The organism is Aquamicrobium sp. YD-1-mutant5 (assembly GCF_059509755.1).
The window spans coordinates 434270-455298 of the sequence record NZ_JCAKKP010000001.1; the positions used below are offsets into that span (position 1 = coordinate 434270).

Annotated in this window: 17 protein-coding genes, 1 tRNA gene and 1 pseudogene; 6 read left to right on the top strand and 13 right to left on the bottom strand. The window is 59.4% G+C overall.

The window, feature by feature from the left end:
- Nucleotides 1-105 precede the first annotated feature (105 nt).
- A pseudogene (locus AC5XE7_RS02130) lies at nucleotides 106-1086 on the top strand (IS30 family transposase).
- Nucleotides 1087-1223: 137 nt separating this feature from the next.
- Here the strand turns inward: AC5XE7_RS02130 and AC5XE7_RS02135 are convergent.
- Nucleotides 1224-1313, bottom strand: a tRNA-Ser gene (locus AC5XE7_RS02135).
- Between the two features lie 257 nt (nucleotides 1314-1570).
- Between AC5XE7_RS02135 and AC5XE7_RS02140 the strand changes: the two genes are divergently transcribed.
- Nucleotides 1571-2218 (top strand): TerC family protein, encoded by a 648-nt coding sequence (locus tag AC5XE7_RS02140; protein WP_495364346.1) that lies wholly within the window; start codon nucleotides 1571-1573, stop codon nucleotides 2216-2218.
- 100 nt (nucleotides 2219-2318) lie between these two features.
- On the opposite strand, the gene AC5XE7_RS02145 is transcribed toward AC5XE7_RS02140, so the two are convergent.
- From AC5XE7_RS02145 to pcsA, 6 genes are all read right to left on the bottom strand, one after another.
- The gene (locus AC5XE7_RS02145) at nucleotides 2319-3386 is read right to left on the bottom strand and encodes a BMP family ABC transporter substrate-binding protein (RefSeq protein WP_495364345.1); all 1068 of its coding nucleotides are present in this window, start codon (nucleotides 3384-3386) and stop codon (nucleotides 2319-2321) included.
- Between the two features lie 46 nt (nucleotides 3387-3432).
- Nucleotides 3433-4407 (bottom strand): ABC transporter permease, encoded by a 975-nt coding sequence (locus AC5XE7_RS02150; RefSeq protein WP_495364344.1) that lies wholly within the window; start codon nucleotides 4405-4407, stop codon nucleotides 3433-3435.
- Nucleotides 4407-5516, bottom strand: a complete 1110-nt coding sequence (locus AC5XE7_RS02155; RefSeq protein WP_495364343.1) for an ABC transporter permease — start codon at nucleotides 5514-5516, stop codon at nucleotides 4407-4409. The genes AC5XE7_RS02150 and AC5XE7_RS02155 overlap by 1 nt, the downstream gene beginning before the upstream one ends.
- Nucleotides 5513-7105 (bottom strand): ABC transporter ATP-binding protein, encoded by a 1593-nt coding sequence (locus AC5XE7_RS02160; RefSeq protein WP_495364341.1) that lies wholly within the window; start codon nucleotides 7103-7105, stop codon nucleotides 5513-5515. The genes AC5XE7_RS02155 and AC5XE7_RS02160 overlap by 4 nt, the downstream gene beginning before the upstream one ends.
- 119 nt (nucleotides 7106-7224) lie before the next feature.
- On the bottom strand, nucleotides 7225-8202 hold the full coding sequence (locus tag AC5XE7_RS02165) for a quinone oxidoreductase family protein (protein WP_495364340.1): 978 nt from the start codon (nucleotides 8200-8202) through the stop codon (nucleotides 7225-7227).
- A 6-nt stretch (nucleotides 8203-8208) separates the two neighbouring features.
- On the bottom strand, nucleotides 8209-9045 hold the full coding sequence (gene pcsA / locus AC5XE7_RS02170; RefSeq protein WP_495364339.1) for a phosphatidylcholine synthase: 837 nt from the start codon (nucleotides 9043-9045) through the stop codon (nucleotides 8209-8211).
- Nucleotides 9046-9230: 185 nt separating this feature from the next.
- On the opposite strand from pcsA, the gene AC5XE7_RS02175 reads away from it, so the two are divergent.
- Nucleotides 9231-10460: a UbiH/UbiF family hydroxylase gene (locus AC5XE7_RS02175; RefSeq protein ID WP_495364338.1), complete on the top strand. Its 1230-nt coding sequence runs from the start codon at nucleotides 9231-9233 to the stop codon at nucleotides 10458-10460.
- On the opposite strand, the gene AC5XE7_RS02180 is transcribed toward AC5XE7_RS02175, so the two are convergent.
- On the bottom strand, nucleotides 10437-11396 hold the full coding sequence (locus AC5XE7_RS02180; protein WP_495364337.1) for an AEC family transporter: 960 nt from the start codon (nucleotides 11394-11396) through the stop codon (nucleotides 10437-10439). The genes AC5XE7_RS02175 and AC5XE7_RS02180 overlap by 24 nt on opposite strands.
- Nucleotides 11397-11610: 214 nt before the next feature.
- On the opposite strand from AC5XE7_RS02180, the gene hspQ reads away from it, so the two are divergent.
- Nucleotides 11611-11934: a heat shock protein HspQ gene (gene hspQ, locus AC5XE7_RS02185; RefSeq protein WP_183831550.1), complete on the top strand. Its 324-nt coding sequence runs from the start codon at nucleotides 11611-11613 to the stop codon at nucleotides 11932-11934.
- A gap of 138 nt (nucleotides 11935-12072) precedes the next feature.
- Here the strand turns inward: hspQ and aspS are convergent, their stop codons facing one another.
- Entirely contained in the window at nucleotides 12073-13863 is a 1791-nt protein-coding gene (aspS, locus tag AC5XE7_RS02190; RefSeq protein ID WP_495364336.1) for an aspartate--tRNA ligase, read from the bottom strand.
- A 217-nt stretch (nucleotides 13864-14080) separates the two neighbouring features.
- Here aspS and rnd point away from each other — a divergent pair, with 217 nt between their 5' ends.
- Entirely contained in the window at nucleotides 14081-15232 is a 1152-nt protein-coding gene (gene rnd, locus AC5XE7_RS02195; protein WP_495364335.1) for a ribonuclease D, read from the top strand.
- Nucleotides 15233-15273: 41 nt separating this feature from the next.
- Here rnd and AC5XE7_RS02200 read toward each other — a convergent pair whose 3' ends face one another.
- Entirely contained in the window at nucleotides 15274-15696 is a 423-nt protein-coding gene (locus AC5XE7_RS02200) for an MAPEG family protein (protein ID WP_183830059.1), read from the bottom strand.
- Between the two features lie 422 nt (nucleotides 15697-16118).
- Between AC5XE7_RS02200 and AC5XE7_RS02205 the strand changes: the two genes are divergently transcribed.
- Nucleotides 16119-17651, top strand: a complete 1533-nt coding sequence (locus AC5XE7_RS02205) for an alkaline phosphatase D family protein (protein ID WP_495364334.1) — start codon at nucleotides 16119-16121, stop codon at nucleotides 17649-17651.
- Between the two features lie 30 nt (nucleotides 17652-17681).
- On the opposite strand, the gene AC5XE7_RS02210 is transcribed toward AC5XE7_RS02205, so the two are convergent.
- The 3 genes from AC5XE7_RS02210 to AC5XE7_RS02220 all read right to left on the bottom strand — a co-directional run bounded on the left by AC5XE7_RS02210 (nucleotide 17682) and on the right by AC5XE7_RS02220 (nucleotide 21007).
- On the bottom strand, nucleotides 17682-18371 hold the full coding sequence (locus tag AC5XE7_RS02210; RefSeq protein ID WP_495364333.1) for a D-lyxose/D-mannose family sugar isomerase: 690 nt from the start codon (nucleotides 18369-18371) through the stop codon (nucleotides 17682-17684).
- Between the two features lie 40 nt (nucleotides 18372-18411).
- The gene (locus AC5XE7_RS02215; protein ID WP_183830068.1) at nucleotides 18412-19164 is read right to left on the bottom strand and encodes a heme ABC transporter permease; all 753 of its coding nucleotides are present in this window, start codon (nucleotides 19162-19164) and stop codon (nucleotides 18412-18414) included.
- A 61-nt stretch (nucleotides 19165-19225) separates the two neighbouring features.
- A complete protein-coding gene (locus AC5XE7_RS02220) occupies nucleotides 19226-21007 on the bottom strand; it encodes a glucan ABC transporter ATP-binding protein/ permease (RefSeq protein ID WP_495364331.1) in 1782 nt (593 codons plus the stop codon).
- Nucleotides 21008-21029 lie beyond the last annotated feature (22 nt).

Consider the following 21029-nt stretch of genomic DNA (forward strand, 5'->3'; position numbering starts at 1 on the left):
TGGGATCACACGATAACGTCCGGGCTTCGATAAAGGCGCAAGTCGCGCACTACATTGCCGATATAGTTCCATAATCTATCTTATGCGACTAACTCACCGCAGTGAATGGAACGCAGCTACGCACATATTGATCCGGATGAACGCCGCAAGATCGCCCGCTGGCGCGCCGCAAACCTCTCCGTTGATATTATTGCCGAGAAACCTGGACGACATCGATAAACCGTTTTCCGCGAGTTGAAACGCAATCGATTTGTCGACGGTCAGATCACGGATCTAACCGGCTATTACGGCATGGTTGCCGATCAGAAATCCCGTGAACGTCGCTCGAAACAACGCAAGCTCATCCGGTTTGATCATTTGCGTCAATCCGTGATCAAGCACATCAGCGATGGATGGTCGCCGCAGCAAATTGCCGTGAGAATGCAGATGGAGCGCCACCCCATCGCTGTCAGTCATGAAACGATCTATCAGTTTTTTTATTCCGCCGACGGTCGAAAAGAAGGGCTTTGGGAGTATCTGCCTGAACGTCGTGCCAGACGACGTCCACGTCATGCCCGGCGCCGTCATGGAAATTGATTTCTGCCGGAACTGAGCATCTTACATTGCCCGGACATGATCGCCAGGCGCAAGCAGTTTGGACATTGGGAATGCGATGCCAATGTGACGTCTCTGGTTGAGCGGGTAAGCCGTTTCACAGTTGTGTTGCGCAACAATTATCGTCAGTCACGTGCGGTAATGGATGGTGTGATTTGCGTACTGCAACCCCTGCCCCAAATAGCCCGGCGCTCGATCACCTTTGATCGCGGCACTGAATTCACGGAATGGGCTTACCTGCAGGGCGGGATCAGAACAAAAGCATGGTTCTGTGATCCGCAGTCCCTCTGGCAAAAGGGAACGGTCGAAAACACCAACAGGCGAACAAGACGATGGCTCCCCAGAGACCTTGATCCGCTAACGTTGAGTGACCGAGATCTCGTATTCATCTTTCATCGCCTCAACAATACGCCGCGCAGATGTTCGGGGTACAAAACACCGGCGGAGATTTTCCGTCAGAAACTTGTCGCAAACAGACATCGCTATGAATAAACTCGAACTGTAAAAGTCGCGGTTCGGCCTGAACTCACACACCCAAAAAGCAGGCATGTCGCCCTGATTCACAACTGTACTTTCGTGTGTACAGCCAAAGAGGAAAAGCCTTTGCGGCCGTTGGAAATCAGAGGTCGTGGCGGAGGGAGTGGGATTCGAACCCACGGAGACATCACTGCCTCGCCGGTTTTCAAGACCGGTGCCTTAAACCGCTCGGCCATCCCTCCTGCCCGACTGCCGCCTCACAGTAAAGGCATGCAATACACGCACGGCTTTAGCGCCGAGCATGGTCGGCAGTCAACAGATGAGACGGTTGCTGCAATTCTTATTTCCTGAAGTGCGCTCAGGGTGTCCCACCGCTGGGCTTTCGCAGGTTGCAGGACGATGGAGACGACAACCCCTGACGGCCCAACAACCCTTGACTGCATTGCCGGCTTGGGCGTAGGCCTCCGGTGTTCCCACGACATGGATAGGCGATCTGGCGATGGAAATTTTTACCGCAGCTGGCTTCACTGCGCTCCTTCAGGTGATTTTCATCGATCTGGTTCTGGCCGGAGATAACGCCATCGTCATCGGTCTCGCGGCCGCTGGCTTGCCGGCTGACCAACGCAAGAAAGCGATCCTGATCGGGGTTCTGGCTGCAACCATTCTGCGTATCGTGTTTGCGGTGATAACCGTACATCTCCTTGCAATACTCGGCCTGCTTTTGGTTGGCGGCATCCTGTTGCTATGGGTTTGCTGGAAAATGTGGCGCGAGCTGCGCACCTCTCATGAGGATGAAGAGGAAGCCACGCGGGTTCTGGCCGATGGCGCGGAATCTTCTCCCTCGAAGGCCCCCCGCAAAACGCTTCTGCAGGCGGCGATCCAGATCGTCGTAGCCGACGTTTCCATGTCGCTCGACAATGTGCTTGCCGTAGCTGGTGCAGCGCGCGACCACTTCACCGTACTCGTCGTCGGCCTCGTCTTTTCTGTCGCCCTCATGGGACTTGCCGCGTCGCTGATTGCACGGCTTCTCCACCGTTATCGCTGGATCGCCTATATCGGCCTGCTGATCATCCTCTATGTCGCACTCGACATGATCTATCGGGGCGCCCTGGAAGTGTGGCCGCATGTCAGCGATTATCTGGTTTGAGGCACATCCAGCGCATTTTCTGAAAGGCGCACCCTCCCCCGAACAAGCAGAAAAAAGGGCGCCCGAAAGGCGCCCTTCTCTGCTTTCGCTCCGCTGACGATTACTGCGGAAGCTTGTCGTCGATGCCCTTCACATAGAAGTTCATGCCCAGAAGGGTCTGATCATCGGCAACCTCGCCGTCCTTCAGCCATTCCGTACCATCCTGTCTGGTGATCGGGCCGGTGTAGGGATTCCATCCGTCTGTGATTTTCTGAACGGTTGCCTTGGCAGCCTCTGCAACCTCATCCGGCACGTTGGTGTAGGGTGCCATATAGAGGATGTCGTCCTTGAAACCTTCCCACCGGCTTTCCGCCTTCCAGCTGCCATCAATGACAGCCTTGACGCGGTTCACATAATACGGGCCCCAGTTGTTCACTGCGGCGGTGAGCTGTGCCTTGGGAGCGAACTTGGACATGTCGGCCGCTTGACCGAAGCCGTGCATGCCGCGCTCTTCGGCAATCTGCAGCGGAGCCGTCGAATTGGTGTGCTGGGCAATGATGTCGGCACCCTGATCGAACAGCGCCTTGGCTGCGTCGGCTTCCTTGCCCGGATCGAACCAGGAGTTGATCCACACAACCTTCAGCTTGAAATCCGGATTGACGGACTGGGCGCCGAGCATGAAGGCGTTGATGCCCATCACGACTTCAGGAATGGGGAACGAAACGATGTAACCGGCCACACCGGTCTTCGACTGCCTGGCCGCGATCTGGCCGCTGACATAACGGCCTTCATAGAAGCGGATGTTGTAGACGCCCATGTTGTCGGATGTCTTGAAGCCGGTGGCGTGCTCGAACTTCACGTCGGGGAACTTGTTCGCCACTTCGAGTTCGGCATCCATGAAGCCGAAGGAGGTGCCGAAGATGATCTTGCACCCGTCACGCGCCATGCGCTCAAAGGAACGGGCAGCGTCCGGACCTTCCGAAACGTTTTCGAGGAAGGCGGTCTCGACCTGATCGCCAAGCTCCTTTTCCACCATCTGGCGGCCCTGATCGTGCTGGAAGGCAAAGCCGAAGTCGCCGATGGAACCTGTGTAGATCCAGCAGGCCTTCAGCTTGTCCTGCGCCTGAGCGGGCGCAGACAGGGCAAGAGCTGCCACCGCTGCCATGAGAGCTGTCATGGTTTTTTTCATATGAGTGTTCTCCATCTGAGGTTTAACATCTAACGCGCTGAATTTCTTAGCGTTCAGGCACGAAGGGCTGGGCCAGGGAAGCTGGCGTGTTCATCATGGTCAGGCGCTTGTTACGCGAAATCACAACCAGAACCAATATCGTCGCGAGATAGGGCAAGGACGACAGGAACTGGGATGGCAGGGACTTCAGCAGCGCCAGCGGCTGGTAGATCAGCCACGACGAATTGCTGAACGCCGACAGGTCGATGGCCTGCACATGCAACTGTCCTATCCAGATCGCGCCGAAGATGTAGGCGCCGGCCAGAACCCGCCATGGCCGCCACGAGGCGAACACCACCAGCGCCAGCGCGATCCAGCCGCGTCCGGCGCTCATGTTTTCCACCCATTGCGGCGTGTAGACGAGTGAAAGATGCGCGCCGGCAAGCCCGGCGCAGGCGCCGCCGAACATCACCGCCAGATAGCGGTAGCGGATAACGTGGATGCCGAGGGCATGGGCGGAGCCGTGGCTGTCGCCGATGGCACGCATGGTAAGCCCCGTACGGCTGCGGAACAGGAACCAGGCGACGGCAATGACCAGCACGATCGACAGGTAGAAGATCGGATCCTGCCCGAAGATCAGCTTTCCGACCACCGGCAGCGAGGTGAGGCCGGGAATGTCGAGATTCTGCAACCGTACGCCCGGCTGGCCGACAAAACTGGTTCCAATCATGCCTGAAAGGCCGAGCCCCAGAATGGTGAGGGAAAGCCCTGTCGCAACCTGATTGGTCGCCAGCGTGAGCGTCATGAAAGCGAAGAGCAGGGAAAACAGAACACCGATGATGATGGCAGCGAGCACGCCGATCCACGGAGATCCTGTCAGATATCCAGCCCCGAAACCGCCAACCGCGCCCATGATCATCATGCCCTCGACGCCAAGGTTCAGGACACCGGCGCGCTCGGCAACCAGTTCGCCGATTGCGGCGATGAGCAGCGGCGTGGCGGCAGTGGCGATGGTAAGAAGGATGCTGATCCAGATATCCATCAGTTTGCCCCTTCCTGTGCTGCAATCGTGTCAGCTGCCGGATTTGTCCTGCCGACAAAGCGAATGCGGTAATGAATCAGCGTGTCGCAGCCCAGCACGAAGAACAGCAACATGCCCTGGAACACGCGCGCCAGCTTGTCCGACACGCCAAGCGAGGATTGTGCCGCCTCGCCGCCGAGATAGGTCAGCCCCAGCACGAGACCTGCCGCGATAATGCCGAGCGGATTGAGCCTGCCCAGAAACGCGACGATGATGGCGGCAAAGCCGTAACCGGGTGAAATCGTCGGCTGAAGCCTGCCGATAGCGCCGGAAACCTCCGAAATGCCGGCCAATCCCGCCAGCGCACCGGAAAGCATGAAGGCGAAGAACACCATGCGGTTCATGCTGAAGCCGGCGAACCGCCCTGCCCGCGGGCTGGAACCCATCACCCGCACTTCAAACCCCTTGAGCATGCGGCTCATCATCAGCCAGATGAGCACAGCCGCAACGATCGAGAAGATGAAGCCCAGATTGGCCCGGCCGGAATCCAGCAGTTCGGGCAGGCGCGCGGCCCGGCTGAACTGAACCGTCTGCGGGAAATTATAGCCCATGGGATCACGCCACGGGCCTCGCACAACCCAGTCGAGAAACAGTTGCGAGACATAGACCAGCATCAGGCTGGTGAGGATTTCGTTGGTGTTGAATCGTGCCTTGAGAAAAGCAGGAATGCTCGCGAATGCCGCTCCGCCGATCATGCCCATCAGGAGCATCAGCGGGAGAAGGTATGCGCCCTGCAGATCAGGATAAAGAACGGGCAGAAGCGAGCCGGCAATGGCACCGACCGTAAACTGGCCTTCCGCACCGATGTTCCAGATGTTGGCGCGGAAGCAGACGGACAAGCCCACCGCAATCAGGATAAGGGGTGCGGCCTTGATCGCCAACTCGTGCAACTGCCAGACTTCGGTGAGCGGTGAGATGAAATAGGCGTAGAGCGCCCTGGCGGGGTTAACGCCCAGAACCGCAAACATGATCGCGCCCGTAATCACGGTCAGCGCGAAGGCGATGAAGGGAGAGAGCATCGAAAACAGCGCCGAGCGCTGCGGACGTTTGACGAGCTCGATGCGCATCATGCCACCTCCGCCGTTTCGGTTGCATGGGCTGTGGCGGCATGCCCCGGCTCGGCGCCGCCCATCAGCAGGCCGATCTTCTCGTACGTCGCTTCGGCTATAGGCAGTGCGGGTGACAATTCGCCATTGTGCATCACGGCAATGGCGTCCGACATTTCAAAAAGCTCGTCCAGATCCTGGCTGATCACCAGCACGGCGGAGCCATTCCGGGCAAGGCTGATGAGCGCCTGCCGGATATGAGCCGCAGCCCCGGCATCGACGCCCCATGTCGGCTGGTTGACGATCATCACCGAGGGATTGCGGTCGAGCTCGCGCCCGACGATGAATTTCTGCAGATTGCCGCCGGAGAGGGACGCAGCTTCCGGATCAGGCGCGCTCTTGCGCACATCCATGATCCCGATAATGCGCTGTGCGGTGTCGTAGATCGCCTTGCTTTCGATCACGCCGCCTTTGCCGACGAATTTTTTGCCGTCCGTGGCGTGCCGGGAAAGGAGAAGATTTTCCGACAGCGTCATGCGCGGTGCAGCACCATGGCCGAGGCGTTCCTCGGGAACGAAGGCAGCGCCCAGCAGACGCCGGCCCGTTATGTCGAGCCCGCCCACATCGGCGCCGCCAATGCGCACCGACGCCCGGTCCTGCTGAAGCACCTCACCAGACACAGCTTCGAAAAACTCTCCCTGCCCGTTACCGGCAACGCCGGCGATGCCGACGACCTCCCCTGCCCGAACGGAAAGATTGATGTTTTTCAAGGCAATGGCAAACGGTGTTGCCGGCTTTCGGTTGAGATTGACGATCTCCAGCAGCGGCCTGGCCTTTTCGATTCCCGCAGCCGGCGTGCGCTCGACCGCGCGAACCTCGGTGCCCACCATCATCCGGGCCAGAGAAGACGCCGTTTCCTCGCGCGGGTTGCAGTGTCCCACCACCTTGCCGTGACGCAGCACGGTGGCGCGGTCGCAAATGCGCTTCACCTCTTCGAGGCGATGCGAAATATAGAGGATCGACTTGCCCTCGGCCCGGAGCCGCTCCAGCGTTTCAAACAGTTTGTCGGCCTCCTGTGGTGTCAGAACCGACGTCGGCTCATCGAGAATGATGAGTTCAGGCGTCTGCAACAGGCAGCGGATGATCTCGATCCGCTGGCGCTCTCCAACCGACAGATCGCCCACCAGCGCATCCGGATCGAGCGGCAGGCCATAGCTGTAGGACAAGGCGCGGGCCTTGGCCGCAATAGTGCTTATCGGCGCGCCGTCATTGAGCGAAAGAGCAATGTTTTCGGCTGCGGTCAGCGCCTCGAACAGCGAAAAATGCTGAAACACCATGCCGATACCGAGTTTCTTCGCAACGCCCGGACTGGTGATGCGCACCGGCTGGCCGTTCCACAGAATTTCACCGGAATGTGGCTCAAGAGAGCCGAATAACATCTTGACCAACGTGGACTTTCCAGCCCCATTTTCTCCCAGAAGCGCATGTATTTCGCCTTTGGCAATGCCAAGGTCGATCGTGTCGCAAGCTTTCAGGGAGCCGAATATCTTGGTCAGGCCACGAACCTCGAGCAGGTCCGCAGCGCCTTGATTTAAACTCACAGTGCCTCCCATCTGTTTAACAGATATGTTCTGTGTTCCCGATGGCATCGTAGGCACTGGCGCGTTTCTGCGCAAACCGATGCTTACTTTGAAAGAGCTTCAATAATTTCGATGGCATTCGCAGCGATGATTCAGGGAACGAGAACGGTTGTTCCCGTGGTTTTGCGCCCCTCCAGATCGGAATGGGCACGCGCGGCATCCTTGAGGGCATAGCGCTGATTGACCATGATTTTCACGGCCCCCGACAGCACCACCTCGAACAAAGCCGCTGCCGACGCTTCAAGTTCCTCGCGCGTGACATTGTAGCTGAAAAGCGTCGGGCGGGTCAGGTACAGCGATCCTTTCCGGGCGAGAATGCCGATGTCGAAAGGTGGGATCGGACCTGAAGACTGACCGAATGAAACCAGTGTGCCGAGCCTCTTCAGGCAGTCCAGTGAGCCTGCAAACGTGTCGTTGCCAACCGAATCATAGACGACATCGCATTTCCTGCCGTCGGTGATGCGTGCCACTTCCTGCACGAAATCCTCCCGGCGATAGTCGATCACGTGATGGAACCCGTGGGCTCGCGCGAGTTCGGCCTTTTCCGGCGAGCCGGCCGTTCCGATGACGGTGGCGCCAAGATGATGCGCCCACTGACCGAAGATCAGTCCCACCCCGCCGGCCGCTGCGTGATAGAGCACGGTGTCGCCGGGCTTCACCCGGAAGGTACGGCGCACAAGATATTCCACCGTCATGCCCTTGAGCATCATGCCGGCAGCCTGATCATCGCTGATCCCATCGGGAATGCGAACGACCCGATCGGCACCTACAACGCGCTGCTCCGCATAGGCACCTAGTTGAACCACATAGGCGACACGGTCTCCCGCTGCCAGCCAGTCAACCCCCTCGCCCACTTCGAGAACCACGCCGGCAGCTTCTCCGCCTGGCGTGAAAGGCAAGCCGTTCGGTGCTGGATAGAGGCCGGTGCGATGGTAGACATCGATGAAATTCACGCCGATCGCGGTGTGGCGAACGAGAACTTCACCCGGAGCGGGACGGCCGGGATCCGCGTCCTCGAAAACCAGCACCTCGGGGCCCCCATGCTTGTGAATGCGGATTGCCTTGGACATGTGAATTCAGGCCTTCTTCGCGCCGAGACTTGGAAAAAGCTGCATGATACCGCCGATACAGAACAGATAAAGCCCCGTGACGGTGATGCCACCCTTGGTGAACAGACTGACGTTTTCCGCCAGAATGCCGATCTGGCTGTAGAATTCGGCAAGGGCGGATTCTGCCAGCGCCAGAACCCCAAACGCGCACCACAAAAGGGTGATGGCGAGATTGATCGGGCGCAGGCGCTTGACCCGCACCGGATGCAGGAAATTGATCGGCACGAAGGTCAGCAGTCCGCAGATCACCACCACGGCGAATGACACCCATTCTCCCGGCCCGACCACGAACAGCGTGAACACAACCATGTTCCAGACCACCGGGAACCCCTTGAAGAAGTTCTCCTTGGTCTTCATGCCGGTATCGGCATAGTAGATCGCGCTCGAAACGACGATGATGGCGGCGGCGATAAACGACAGCCCCTCGCCCATTAGTCCGAACTGATACAGCGCGAATGCAGGAATCAGCACATAGGTGACATAGTCGATGATGTTGTCGAGTAGTTCGCCCGACCATGTCGGCAGGATTTCCTTGACCTCCAGCTTGCGCGCGATCGGGCCGTCTATGCCGTCCACGAACAATGCCAGTCCCAGCCACCAGAACATCGCAGTCCAGCGCTCTTCGCTGGCCGCAACGAGAGAAACGAAAGCAAGGAAAGATCCGGACGCCGTCAGAAGATGGACGGAAAAGGCTCTTGCCTGTGGCCAGGTCACCTTCTTCCTCGGTCTGGGAATACGGTCCCTGATCTTCCTGCCGGTCGGTTTTTTATCCACGGCCACCAGTCCACCTTGCATGGCATCCATAATCCCTCTTGATCAACCACCTGTCCGCCGGGGTCAATGCGGGAGCGTGGATTAGACATAAGGCCACACAGGATTTCTTGTCCGTAACAGGCGCAAAAGCGTTGTTTTTCTTGCAGCGGCTGAAAGGTCGCGTTGATGGGCCAGTGGGGAAAGGCGTATAGCTCGGGCGACAAGGAGGCTCCGATATGCCAACGACCGCCATCCCTGCTGAAACCGAAGCAAAGATCCTCGTTGCCGGAACCGGCCCTGCCGGTCTGATCGCCGCGCTTTCCTTTGCCGGAGCACGCTTTGCGGTCACGCTGGTCGGTCCTGAGCCCAATATCGAGGACGGGCGCACCACGGCATTGATGAATCCCGCCCTCGAAACGCTGGAACGGATCGGCGTTCTGACAGCGCTGTCAGATCAGTCCGCCCCGCTGAAGATCATGCGTATCGTGGATGCGACGGACCGGCTGATCCGCAGCACGCCCGCAACTTTCCATGCCGGTGACATCGCTGAAGAGCGCTTCGGCCTCAACATACCCAACAAGGTGCTGGTGGCGACGCTGGCGCAGGCCGTGGCGGCAAACACGTCGATCGCCTGGAAGAAGACACTGGTGGAAAGCTGGAACCTCGGTTCCGACGAGGCTGTGGCGCGGCTTGCAGATGGCAGCGAAGTTTCAGGAAAACTGGTCGTCGCTGCGGATGGGCGCATGTCGCCGGCTCGCCAGGCCGCCGGCATTTCGGTATCATCGCATCCGTTTCCACAGGCGGCGCTGGTTCTGAATTTTGGCCACACGCTCGATCACAACTTCACCTCCACCGAATTCCACACCCAGACCGGGCCATTCACGCAGGTGCCGCTTCCCGGCGGCCGCAGATCGAGCCTTGTCTGCGTCGTGCGTCCTGAAACCGCCAGCGAACTGGCGGCACTGGACGACGATGCCCTGTCACTTCACATTGAGCGGCGCATGCAATCCATGCTGGGGCGAGTGGCGGTGGAGCCAAAGCGCCAGATCTATCCGCTGTCGACCTCCACACCGAAGCGCTTTGCACGGAACCGGGTGGCGCTGGTGGGCGAAGCGGCTCATGTGTTTCCGCCCATCGGCGCACAGGGGCTGAACCTCGGCATCAGGGATATCGTCGATCTCGTTGATGTTTCATCACAAAATCGATCCGATCCCGGATCGGACAAGGCAATGATCACTTACGATCTCCGGCGCAGGCCCGACGTCGTGGCCCGCACCAGCGCGGTCAATCTCCTCAACCGGTCGCTGCTGTCGAATATGCTTCCTGCCCAGATCGCCCGCAGCGCCACGCTCGGGCTGCTCGGGCGCTTTGCGCCGCTGCGTGCTTTCTTCATGCGTGAAGGGCTGCATCCCGGTAGCGGTTTTTCCGCACTGGGCAGCGCGTTACGGGAACAGATCCAGCGGTAGGATCCCGGCCCGGATCATGTAAAGCAGGCCGGTGACGGTCATGATCGAGGCGCAGGTCGTGACCAGTATCGTGGCCGAAGCCCGCTCGACCCACACCCCATATTGCTGGGCAATGACGAAGACATTGGTGGCTGTGGGCAGAGCCGCCAGCAGAACGGCGGAAAAGAGCCAGACCTCTGAAAAATCTCCCATCAGGCTCAGCATCACGTAGCAAAGCAGCGGATGCACTATGAGCTTGAGCAGGCTGATCGGCACGATTTCGACAGGTATGCGCCGCAGCGGCCGCAGGGCAAGCGTCACCCCCATGGCGAACAGGGCGCAGGGAGCGGCCGCGTTCGCGAGATAGCCGAGCAAACGGTCGAGCGGCAGTGGCGGGCTCCATTCGAAATAAGCCGCCAGAACGCCAAGCGCAGTCGCGATGATGAAGGGGTGCAGCACAATGCGGCTGACGATGCCTGTCACAAGCTGCGGCCATGACCTGCGGTCGTCACCGCCAAGCGCCATCATCATCGGGGCAATGGTGAAATGCATGACGTTTTCGAAACAGAAGATCAGAGCGACGGGCACAGCGGCCTTCTCTCCGAAGGCGAGCACCGCCAGCCCCGGCCCCATATAGCCGATATTGCCGTAAGCAGCCGCCAGCCCCTTCACGGTGGATTCCGCGATATTGCCGGCTACCAGCAATGAGCCCGCGAACATCATCATGAAAATCAGAAAGGTGGAGAACACCGATCCAAAGATGAAGCCCCATTCCGTCAGCTCTTCAAACGGCGTTCTGGCCAGAAGCTGGAAGAACAGGGCCGGCAGCGCGACATAGATGATGAAGGTGTTCAGCCAGCCAAGCGCTTCGAGAGGCTGGCGCGTGATGCGTGCGACGGCGAACCCGACGAAGATCAGCCCGAAGAACGGAAGAACGAGGCCGGCAATATCGGACATGATCGTTTCGTCTCTTAACCGGCCAGCAGCCTTGCGCGCGGCGCACAGCCAGCTTTCAGATTCGCCCCCTGAACTTCAACCCGCTGTGAGAGATTTCGGATTTCCCTTCAGCCCTGCGGCCCAACCCGCAAACAGGCTCACATGGCTGTGTAACCTGTTCAGCATTGAATTAACCGGTGTGATGAGCCAAATAAGAAGCATGGACAGACTGGCGATCAAAAAAGCAAAGTTTTCAATCGGACAGGTTGTGCGCCATCGGCTTTTTCCGTTTCGCGGGATCATTTTCGATGTCGACCCGGAGTTTGCCAATACCGATGAATGGTATGAGGCAATTCCTGTTGGCGTTCGCCCCAGCAAGGACCAGCCTTTCTACCATCTTCTGGCTGAAAACTCCGAAACCGACTACATCGCCTATGTTTCCGAGCAAAATCTGGTTGAAGATGTTTCAGATGAGCCTGTGCGTCATCCGCAGATCAGAGAATTGTTCCTGAAGACACCAGATGGACATTACGAACCCAGATATCAGGTTCGTCATTAGAGCAATTCCTGCAAAAGTGCGCAGCTGTTTTGCGCTCGTAATTGCGTAGAAAAGAGCGCTTCTGCCTTTACCCGAAATCACACAAAGAAAAGCCCCGCACGCTTCATAAGCGGCGGGGCTTTTCTGTAGCCTGATCGCTCAGGCTTCCTTTTTCTGCGGCATAACGCGCAGTTCCAGTTCGCGCAGCTGCTGCGGCGTAGCCGGCGCTGGCGCCCCCATGAGCAGATCGAAGGCCTGCTGGTTCATCGGGAACATGGTGACCTCGCGCAGGTTCTTCGCACCGACGAGCAGCATGACCACACGGTCGATGCCGGCCGCCATGCCGCCATGCGGCGGCGCGCCATACTGGAACGCGCGATAAAGACCGCCAAAGCGCTCTTCCACCGTCTGCCGGTCCAGTCCCGCGATCTCGAAGGCCTTGACCATGGTTTCGGGAAGATGGTTGCGGATACCACCGGAAGCGATCTCGAAGCCGTTGCAGACCATGTCGTACTGGTAGGCCTTGAGGCTCAGCGGGTCCTGACCGCTCAGCGCCTCGATGCCACCCTGCGGCATCGAGAACGGATTGTGGGCGAAATCCACCTTCTTCTCGTCTTCGTTCCACTCGTAGAACGGGAAGTCGACAATCCAGCACAGTTCGAACCGCTCACGATCGACGAGGTTCAGTTCCTCACCGGCACGGGTGCGCGCGGCACCGGCGAAAGCAACGAACTTCTTTGGATCGCCCGCAACGAAGAAGGCAGCATCGCCATCTTCAAGCCCCAGTTGCTGGCGCACGGCCTCCGTACGCTCCTCGCCGATGTTCTTGGCGATCGGTCCGGCGCCTTCGAGCCTGTCGCCTTCCTTGCGCCAGAAAATGTAGCCCAGACCCGGCTGCCCCTCGCCCTGCGCCCATGAATTCATGCGGTCGCAGAATGCGCGCGAGCCACCGGTCTTCGCCGGAATGGCCCACACTTCGGCCTTGGGATCGTTGGCGAGGATGTTGGCGAAAACCTTGAAGCCGGAACCGCTGAAATGCTCGGACACGTCCTGCATCTCGATGGGGTTGCGCAGGTCCGGCTTGTCGGACCCGTATTTGCGCATGGCTTCGTCATAAGGAATGCGGCGGAACTCCTGCGTCACAGGCTTGCCGTCGGCAAACGCCTCGAACACGCCGCGCATCACCGGCTCCATGGTGGCCAGCACATCGTTCTGCTCGACAAAGCTCATTTCGAGGTCGAGCTGATAGAATTCGCCCGGCAGGCGGTCGGCGCGCGGATCCTCATCGCGGAAGCAGGGCGCGATCTGGAAATAGCGATCGAAGCCCGACACCATGATGAGCTGCTTGTACTGCTGCGGAGCCTGCGGCAGCGCGTAGAAAGTGCCCGGATGGATGCGCGACGGAACCAGGAAGTCGCGCGCGCCCTCGGGCGACGACGCGGTCAGGATGGGGGTGGAATATTCGGTGAAACCCACCTCGCCCATGCGCTTGCGCATCTCGGCGATGATCTTCGTGCGCATCACGATGTTTCTGTGCAGCGTTTCGCGGCGCAGATCGAGGAAGCGATACTTCAGGCGGATATCTTCCGGATAGTCCGGCTCGCCGAAAACCGGCAGCGGCAGTTCCTTCGCTGCGGAAAGCACTTCTATCTCAGTGGCGAAAACCTCGATCTCACCGGTTTCGAGATTGGGGTTCACGGCATCGGCTGCGCGCGCCTTGACCTCGCCGTCGACGCGAATGACCCATTCGCCACGTACGGTTTCAGCCGTCTTGAAAGCCGGCGAATCCGGATCCGCCACGATTTGCGTCAGCCCGTAATGGTCGCGCAGGTCGATGAACAGCAGGCCGCCATGATCGCGAACGCGATGCACCCAGCCCGAAATACGGATATTGGAGCCGACATCGGCCTTTCTCAACTGCGCGCAGGTGTGGCTGCGATAACGATGCATTGCCTGATTTTCCGCCTAACAATGGTTCAATGGGGCCGAAGCACTTGCCCGACCGCAAAATTGGCGCGAAAAGCGCATGGGCAGGCCCTTTTGTCAAGGCAAGAGGGCCGTAAGCCGCCTTTCGGGGCCCGTCTTGCCACCCGTTTCACATCCGATGGCTTGACGCGCCGGTCTGCGGCTGGAATTGAGAAACGAGTTTGATCTGAAAAGCGATTTGATGAACCTTATTACCACGCAGAGCGAACTCGAGAGCGCCATTGAAAGACTCGAGCAATCGGACTTTGTCACCGTTGACACGGAGTTCATTCGGGAAACAACGTTTTGGCCGGTGTTGTGCCTGATCCAGATGGCGGTTCCGGGCTTTACCGCGCTTGTTGATCCGCTGGCGCCCGGCCTCGACCTGAAACCCTTCTTCAGGCTCATGGCCAATGAGAATGTGGTCAAGGTCTTCCACGCAGCGCGGCAGGATATCGAGATCATCGTTCATCAGGGCGATCTGGTGCCCTCCCCGATTTTCGACACGCAGGTGGCTGCGATGGTGTGCGGGTTCGGTGATGCCGTCTCCTATGATCAGCTCGTCCAGAAGATCACCGATGTCAGGCTCGACAAATCCTCCCGCTTTACCGACTGGCGCTATCGCCCGCTTTCGGAAAAGCAGCTGGAATATGCCCTCGCGGACGTCACACACCTGATCGACGTCTACAAGCATCTGACGGCCCAGCTTGAGCGCGAGGACCGCGCACACTGGCTGAAGGAAGAGATGCAGGTTCTGACCTCGCGCGAGACCTATGATCCGCATCCGGACGATGCCTGGAAGCGCCTGAAGATGCGCGTGCGCAAGCCGCAGGAACTGGCGATCCTGAAATCGGTCGCCGCATGGCGCGAGCGCGAAGCGCGCGAACGCGACGTGCCGCGCGGCCGGATCATCAAGGATGACGCCATTTACGAGATCGCCCAGCAGGCCCCGCGCGACAGTGATGCGCTCGGTCGCCTGCGGACCATTCCCAAGGGCTGGGAACGCTCGTCGACCGCCGTGGCTTTGCTGGCAGCGGTGAATGCCGCCCTTGCCGTGCCGAAGGATGAATTGCCAAAGCTGCCGAAACAGCAGCAGCAGCCGGAGGGCACCAATGCCGCGGCCGAATTGCTGAAAGTGCTTCTGAAGATCATCGCCGAACAACAAGGCGTTGCCGCCAAGGTGCTGGCGTCGAGCGATGACATCGACCAGATCGCCGCTCATGGTGAGAAAGCGCAGGTACCAGCTCTGCAGGGCTGGCGGCGGGCAGTGTTCGGCGATAAGGCGCTGCGTCTCGTGCGTGGCGAAATCGCCATCAAGTTCGAAAAGCGCAAGATCGTGCTGCTGGAAGTCTGAGCCGGATACTGCCGGATCAGGATACGGTGGTCTGAACTCTCTCAGACTGCTCCGGCCAGATGCAGGGCAAACCACGCCCACAAAAGCACCAGCACCAGAAAGCCGCCGCCGAACAGCATGCCGCGCCGCGAAACGCGGTTGCTGGTTACATGCTCGAACGCGTGCGCGTAGCGCAGCAGCACGAACAGCCAGGCCAGTATCACGGCAATCCATGACACGCCCGCCGTCACATAAAGCGCCAGACAGACGGCATGGAACAGAACCGGAAGCTCGAACTGGTTCATGATGTTGTTCGACACGGCGGCGCTGACTTCCGGCTCGCCGCCGGAGCGCAGCTTCCACTGGCCGCGTGCCACTGAACCGTTCAGCATCGCCTGCCGGCGGCGCATGCCCAGCAACGCATACATGATCGCCACCAGCGCGAAATGCGCCACCATCGGCCACAGAATTGCGATCGGGTTCATGTCGTCAAATCCACGTTGCGGGCCGCGCCCGGCTGGCATGCCCAGTGTCAGGATAATTCAGTTTGCCTTCTCACATCTAATCACAGCTCACCGGATTATAAAAGAAATCCTCATTCATCCTTCGGAGCGTTGTACTCCGCCGATTTTGATAAAGACGGATTTTAAATTAAAACAAATATTGTTCATGTATATATAATTACTAATGATATTTTTAATGCAAAAATGAATGAAAATTACGCGAAAATCCCAATGATAACCGATTTCTGATTTTAAAATTTTATATGTTGTTCTGAAATATGGAGTTGGCGGCAGATCAAGAGACATTCTTGCATCGACGACACACCGTATAGCTCTGTCATGGGAGTGTTATCTCGCGGCGTTAGGTGCCGTTGCAGCGTAACTGCCAGCCTAAAGCGAGCCCCATGACCATCCTTCAACGACGCCAGTTTATTGCCGGTACGGCAGCGGCTCTCATGGCCCCTGCGGTCTTTGTGAACCGCACCGCCGCTCAAACGCCTGCGGCGTCCTTCTTTCCGTTTTCGGTGGCCAGCGGTGATCCGACCGCCAACAGCGTGGTGCTATGGACGAAACTGGCCAGAGCCGCCGATGATCTCGAACTCCTCTCCGGACTGCCGATCGATGTGGAATGGATTGTGGCCGAGGACGAGCGCCTGTCGACGGTCGTTCGCAGCGGTACAGGCAGCGCATTGCCGGAATATGGGCATTCGGTCCATGTCGATGTTCAGGGTCTGCGCCCCGATCGCTGGTATTGGTATGCGTTTCGCATTGGCGGTGAGATGAGCCCCATCGGCCGGACGCGCACATTGCCGGCCGCGGATGCGCTGGTGTCACGGTTTCGGTTCAACGTCGTCTCCTGCCAGCACTGGGAAAACGGCTTCTTCGACGCCTATGACGGCATGGCCGACGACGATTCTTCGCTGGTGCTGCATCTGGGCGATTACATCTACGAAGTCGGCCGTGGTGGCGTACGTACGCACGAGACCGACAAGCCGCTCAGAACGCTCGACGACTATCGCCGTCGTCATGCGCTCTACAAGACCGATGCGGCTCTGCGGCGCGCGCACGAGCGATTGCCGTTCATGGTCACGCTCGACAACCACGATGCGCTGACCGAAGACTCCAGCGACGCCGGGGAACTGGCGCGTCGCGCCGCCGCGTATCATGCCTGGTACGAGTTCCAGCCGGTGCGCCATGCGCCTGCCCTGCACTCTCCGACCATGCCTGTCTTGCGGGGTCTCAATATTGGCGACCTGCTGCGGGTCAGTATTCCGGATACCCGCCAGTTTCGTGATTCCGAAAGTGTCTGCGCTGCCGGATCCGACAAGGATTTCGCCTTTGGCGTGTTCCAGAAGCCGTGCGAGGCAGCCGAAGATCCGCAACGTTCCATGCTGGGCGTCGCGCAGGAAAACTGGCTGGATGCGCGCCTTTCGGGTTCGCAGGCGAAATGGAACGCCATCGCGTCAACCGTGATGATGAGCACCTTCGACATGGATCACGAAGGCGAGCTGTATCGCTATTTGCAGTCGTGGGACGGCTATCCGGCCGCCCGGCAACGCATTCTGGATCGCATTGAAGGTTCCAGGGTCTCAAATCCGGTTTCGATCGCAGGTGACATTCATTCAACGCTGGTTTCGGAAGTCACCCGCCGCGCGGGCGAGGAGCCCGGCAGGTCGCTGATGACGGAATTCGTCGGCACCTCGATCAGCTCGCTCTGGCCGGAACCTCTGGCCAGGCCGATGCATGATGCCCTGCCCGCCAATCCTCAGGTTCGCTACTATGAGAGCCAGAAGCGCGGCTACATGCATTTCGACGTAACGCCGGAAAGCCTGAACGTACAGATGCGCGCAATCGACCGCACCGACCAGCCCGGCGGCACCGTCCATACCGACAGGACATTTGTTGTCGAGAATGGGCAGGTGGGCGCAAAGTCTTAAAGCGCGCGGCAATGGAGCTGGCAGTGCGTACTACCGCGCCAGCCAGCGCTCATAGTCCGAAACCAGAAGGTGAACCGGCTCTACATCTTCCTCGATCTCGGAAAACCGGCCGATAGGGTCGCGGAAGATGTTGTCGGTGAGGTCGTCGTTGACGGTGGAGACCTCGCCGATCAGAATGTCGCCGCCCTCGCCCCAGAACGCGTGCCATACGCCCGGCAGCAGGGTCACGCTCTCACCGGGATCGAGCTTCAGAAGACCGCCGGGGGGAAGCCTGCGAATGGTGCCGTCGACGGGAACGGACACTTCGGCATGTGCATCTATCCCACCCTCGGTGTCGGGCATGAACAACTCCAGCACGAGCTTGCCGCCGCCGCGGTTGATGATGTCCTCCGCCTTGATGACATGGCGGTGCATGGGTGAGATCTGGTCCCTGCGCGAGATCATGATCTTTTCGGCATAGAGCATGCCGGCACCCTTGCTCATATCCTCGAAGCAGCCATTGCGGACCGTGAACAGGAAGAGCCCTAGCTCGTCGAATTTCCCCTGTCCGTAATCGGTGATGTCCCAGCCCAGCCGGGCATCGAAGACACCAGCAGATTCCGCCCCGCGCCGCTTCATTTCTTCGGGGGACCAATAGGCGAACGGCGGCAGGACATAACCGAAGGAGCGGATGAAGGCGTCGCCCTCACGGATGATTTCATTCACTCCAGAGCGCTTCATGATCCCTCCCCGTCAGTGTTTTTTGCCAGCGTCCCGAAGGTCAGCGCTCTCCGCGAGCAGCCAGCCTTCGCATGGAAGCGATACGCCGTCGGCTGATCTCGGTGCGCATGGCCATCATGTGCAGTGTGAAGAAAAGCAGCGTGAAGCCGATCGCCATGATCAGAAGGGGCCTCAGCAGGCTCCCGTCAATGGTCGGCCCGTCGACACGGAACACGGAAGCCGGCTGATGCAGCGTGTTCCACCAGTCCACCGAGAACTTGATGATCGGAATGTTGACGAACCCGATCAATGTGATGATCGCCGCCGACCATGCCGCCTTGCCCGAATCTTCCAGCGCGCGCGTCAGCGCGATGATGCCGAGATACATCAGGAACAGCACGAATACGGAGGTCAGGCGCGCATCCCACACCCACCATGTGCCCCACATGGGCTTGCCCCAGATGGACCCGGTAATGAGCGCCAGCGCGGTGAAGCACGCACCGATGGGCGCTGCCGACTTCAGAGAGACATCGGCGAGCGGGTGGCGCCATACCAGCGTGCCTATCGCGGAGGCAGCCATGAGCGCGTAGCACATCATGGAAAGCCAGGCGAACGGCACGTGAATGTACATGATGCGCACCGTCGTGCCCTGCTGGTAATCCTCGGGTGCGGCAAAGCTCATGTAGAGGCCGATCGCCAGAACAAGGCATGCTGCACCCGCCAGCCATGGAACAGCTCTGTTCGCAAAGCTGACGAAACGCGTCGGATTGGCGAGGTCCATCCAGCTGGCAATGCGGGTGCGTGAAACTGTCATGACAAGCTACATAACCTTGCCCTGCGCCGCGGGCAACTGCGACGCAAAGGCCGGTGCTTCGTCAGGCAGCAGCGTCCTCCTTCACCGGCGATATCCGGGACAGACGACGCACCTCCTCGTCATTGAGCAGTCCGCCTGCCCGCAGCAACGAAGCGAAGCGGCCATTGCGCAGGGACAATTCCGCAAAGCCGCCCATCTCGACGACCCTGCCCTTGTCCATGAACACCACAAGATCGGCATCCCTGACGGTGGTCAGGCGGTGGGCGATGATGAAGGTGGTGCGGTCACGGCGCAACTCGTCGATCGCCTGCTTCACACGCTCTTCCGTTTCCACGTCAAGCGCGCTGGTGGCTTCGTCCAGAACGAGGATCGGCGCATTTTTCAGCACAGCCCGGGCAATGGCGATGCGCTGGCGTTCGCCGCCCGACAATTGCCCGCCGCGCTCGCCGACAATGGTGTCGTAACCTTCGGCCTTGGAAAGAATGAAATCCTGTGCCGCCGCTGCCTCTGCCGCCGCGTGGATTTCCTGATAGGTGGCGTCAGCCTGCCCGATGCGGATGTTGTCCTCGATCGAGCGGTTGAGCATGCCGGCATCCTGAAAAACCGTGGCGATGCAGTTTCTGAGCGACGACGTGGAGACGCTTCGCGTGTCGATGCCATCGATCAGGATGCGACCTCGCTGCGGCGTGAACACGCGCTGCAGCATATTGATGAGCGTGGTCTTGCCCGCACCGGTCGGCCCGACGATCGCGACTGTCTGGCCGGCGCCCACCTCGAAGGTGACATTGTCCAGCCCCTGCCCCGAATTCGGAAACTCGAAGCCGACATTCTCGAAACGGACATGACCGGAAACCCTGCCGATATCACGCAGGCCTTCCGGCTCGCGGATTTCAAACGCTGAATCCTCCATGCCATAAAAATCCTCGAGCTTGGCGCGAGCCTCCGAGATCTGGTTCACGAAAGTGGAAACCTGATCGAGACGGGCAATGAGCAACGTAGCGAAGCCGGTGAAGGCGATGACGTCGCCGATCCGCAACTGGCCGTTCATGACCAGAAACGAACCAATCAACAGCACAACCATCATCGAGATCGTGGACGAGAGGCGATGCAGCGCGCTGGCCAGGGCCCACCAGTCCAGAACCGGATACTGGGCGTCGAGGAGCTCGCCGACAAACCGCTTCAGGGCTGCCGTTTCGTGGCCGATACGGTTGTAGCTCTGCAGCACCGCAACGTTGCTGACCGAATCGGACACATGCGCGAACACCTTGTGGTAGTGGCGTTCGACGCTCGCCTGCCCTTCGCGGGTCTTGCGCATGACCAGACGGCCGACGCCGTAATACACCACGCCAAGCACCAGCAGGACCATCGACATGCGCACATCGAGCGACAAAGCGGTGGGCACGAGCAGCATCAGAGCCACCGCAGTGGACAGATGCTGGCGCATGAATTCCAGCCACAGCGAAAACAGCGTTTCCACTGCGCGCAGCAGCGTATGCAGCGAATTGGACGTGCCACGCGTGTGGTGCCAGGCCAGCGGCATATTGATGATGCGCTCGAACGACTGCGAAAGCACTTCGCCGCGCAGCTTGTGAGCCATGCGATCGGCGCCGCGCGCCACGAGAACGAATGCAACGATGTTGAAGGCGCCAAGGCCGGCCCAGATCACCAGTGGCGGGACCACGTTCACGCGCTCGGAAATCGCATCAATGACGCGACCGAACATGATGGGCTCAAGGATAGCGACGATAGCCAGGGTGACATTGGCGGCACAAATAAGCGCAACGCGCTTCCTGTCTGCCGCCATATAGCCGAGCGCTCTCCAGTAGACTTGCAGAAGGGACACTCGTTTACTCCGCGAAACCGTT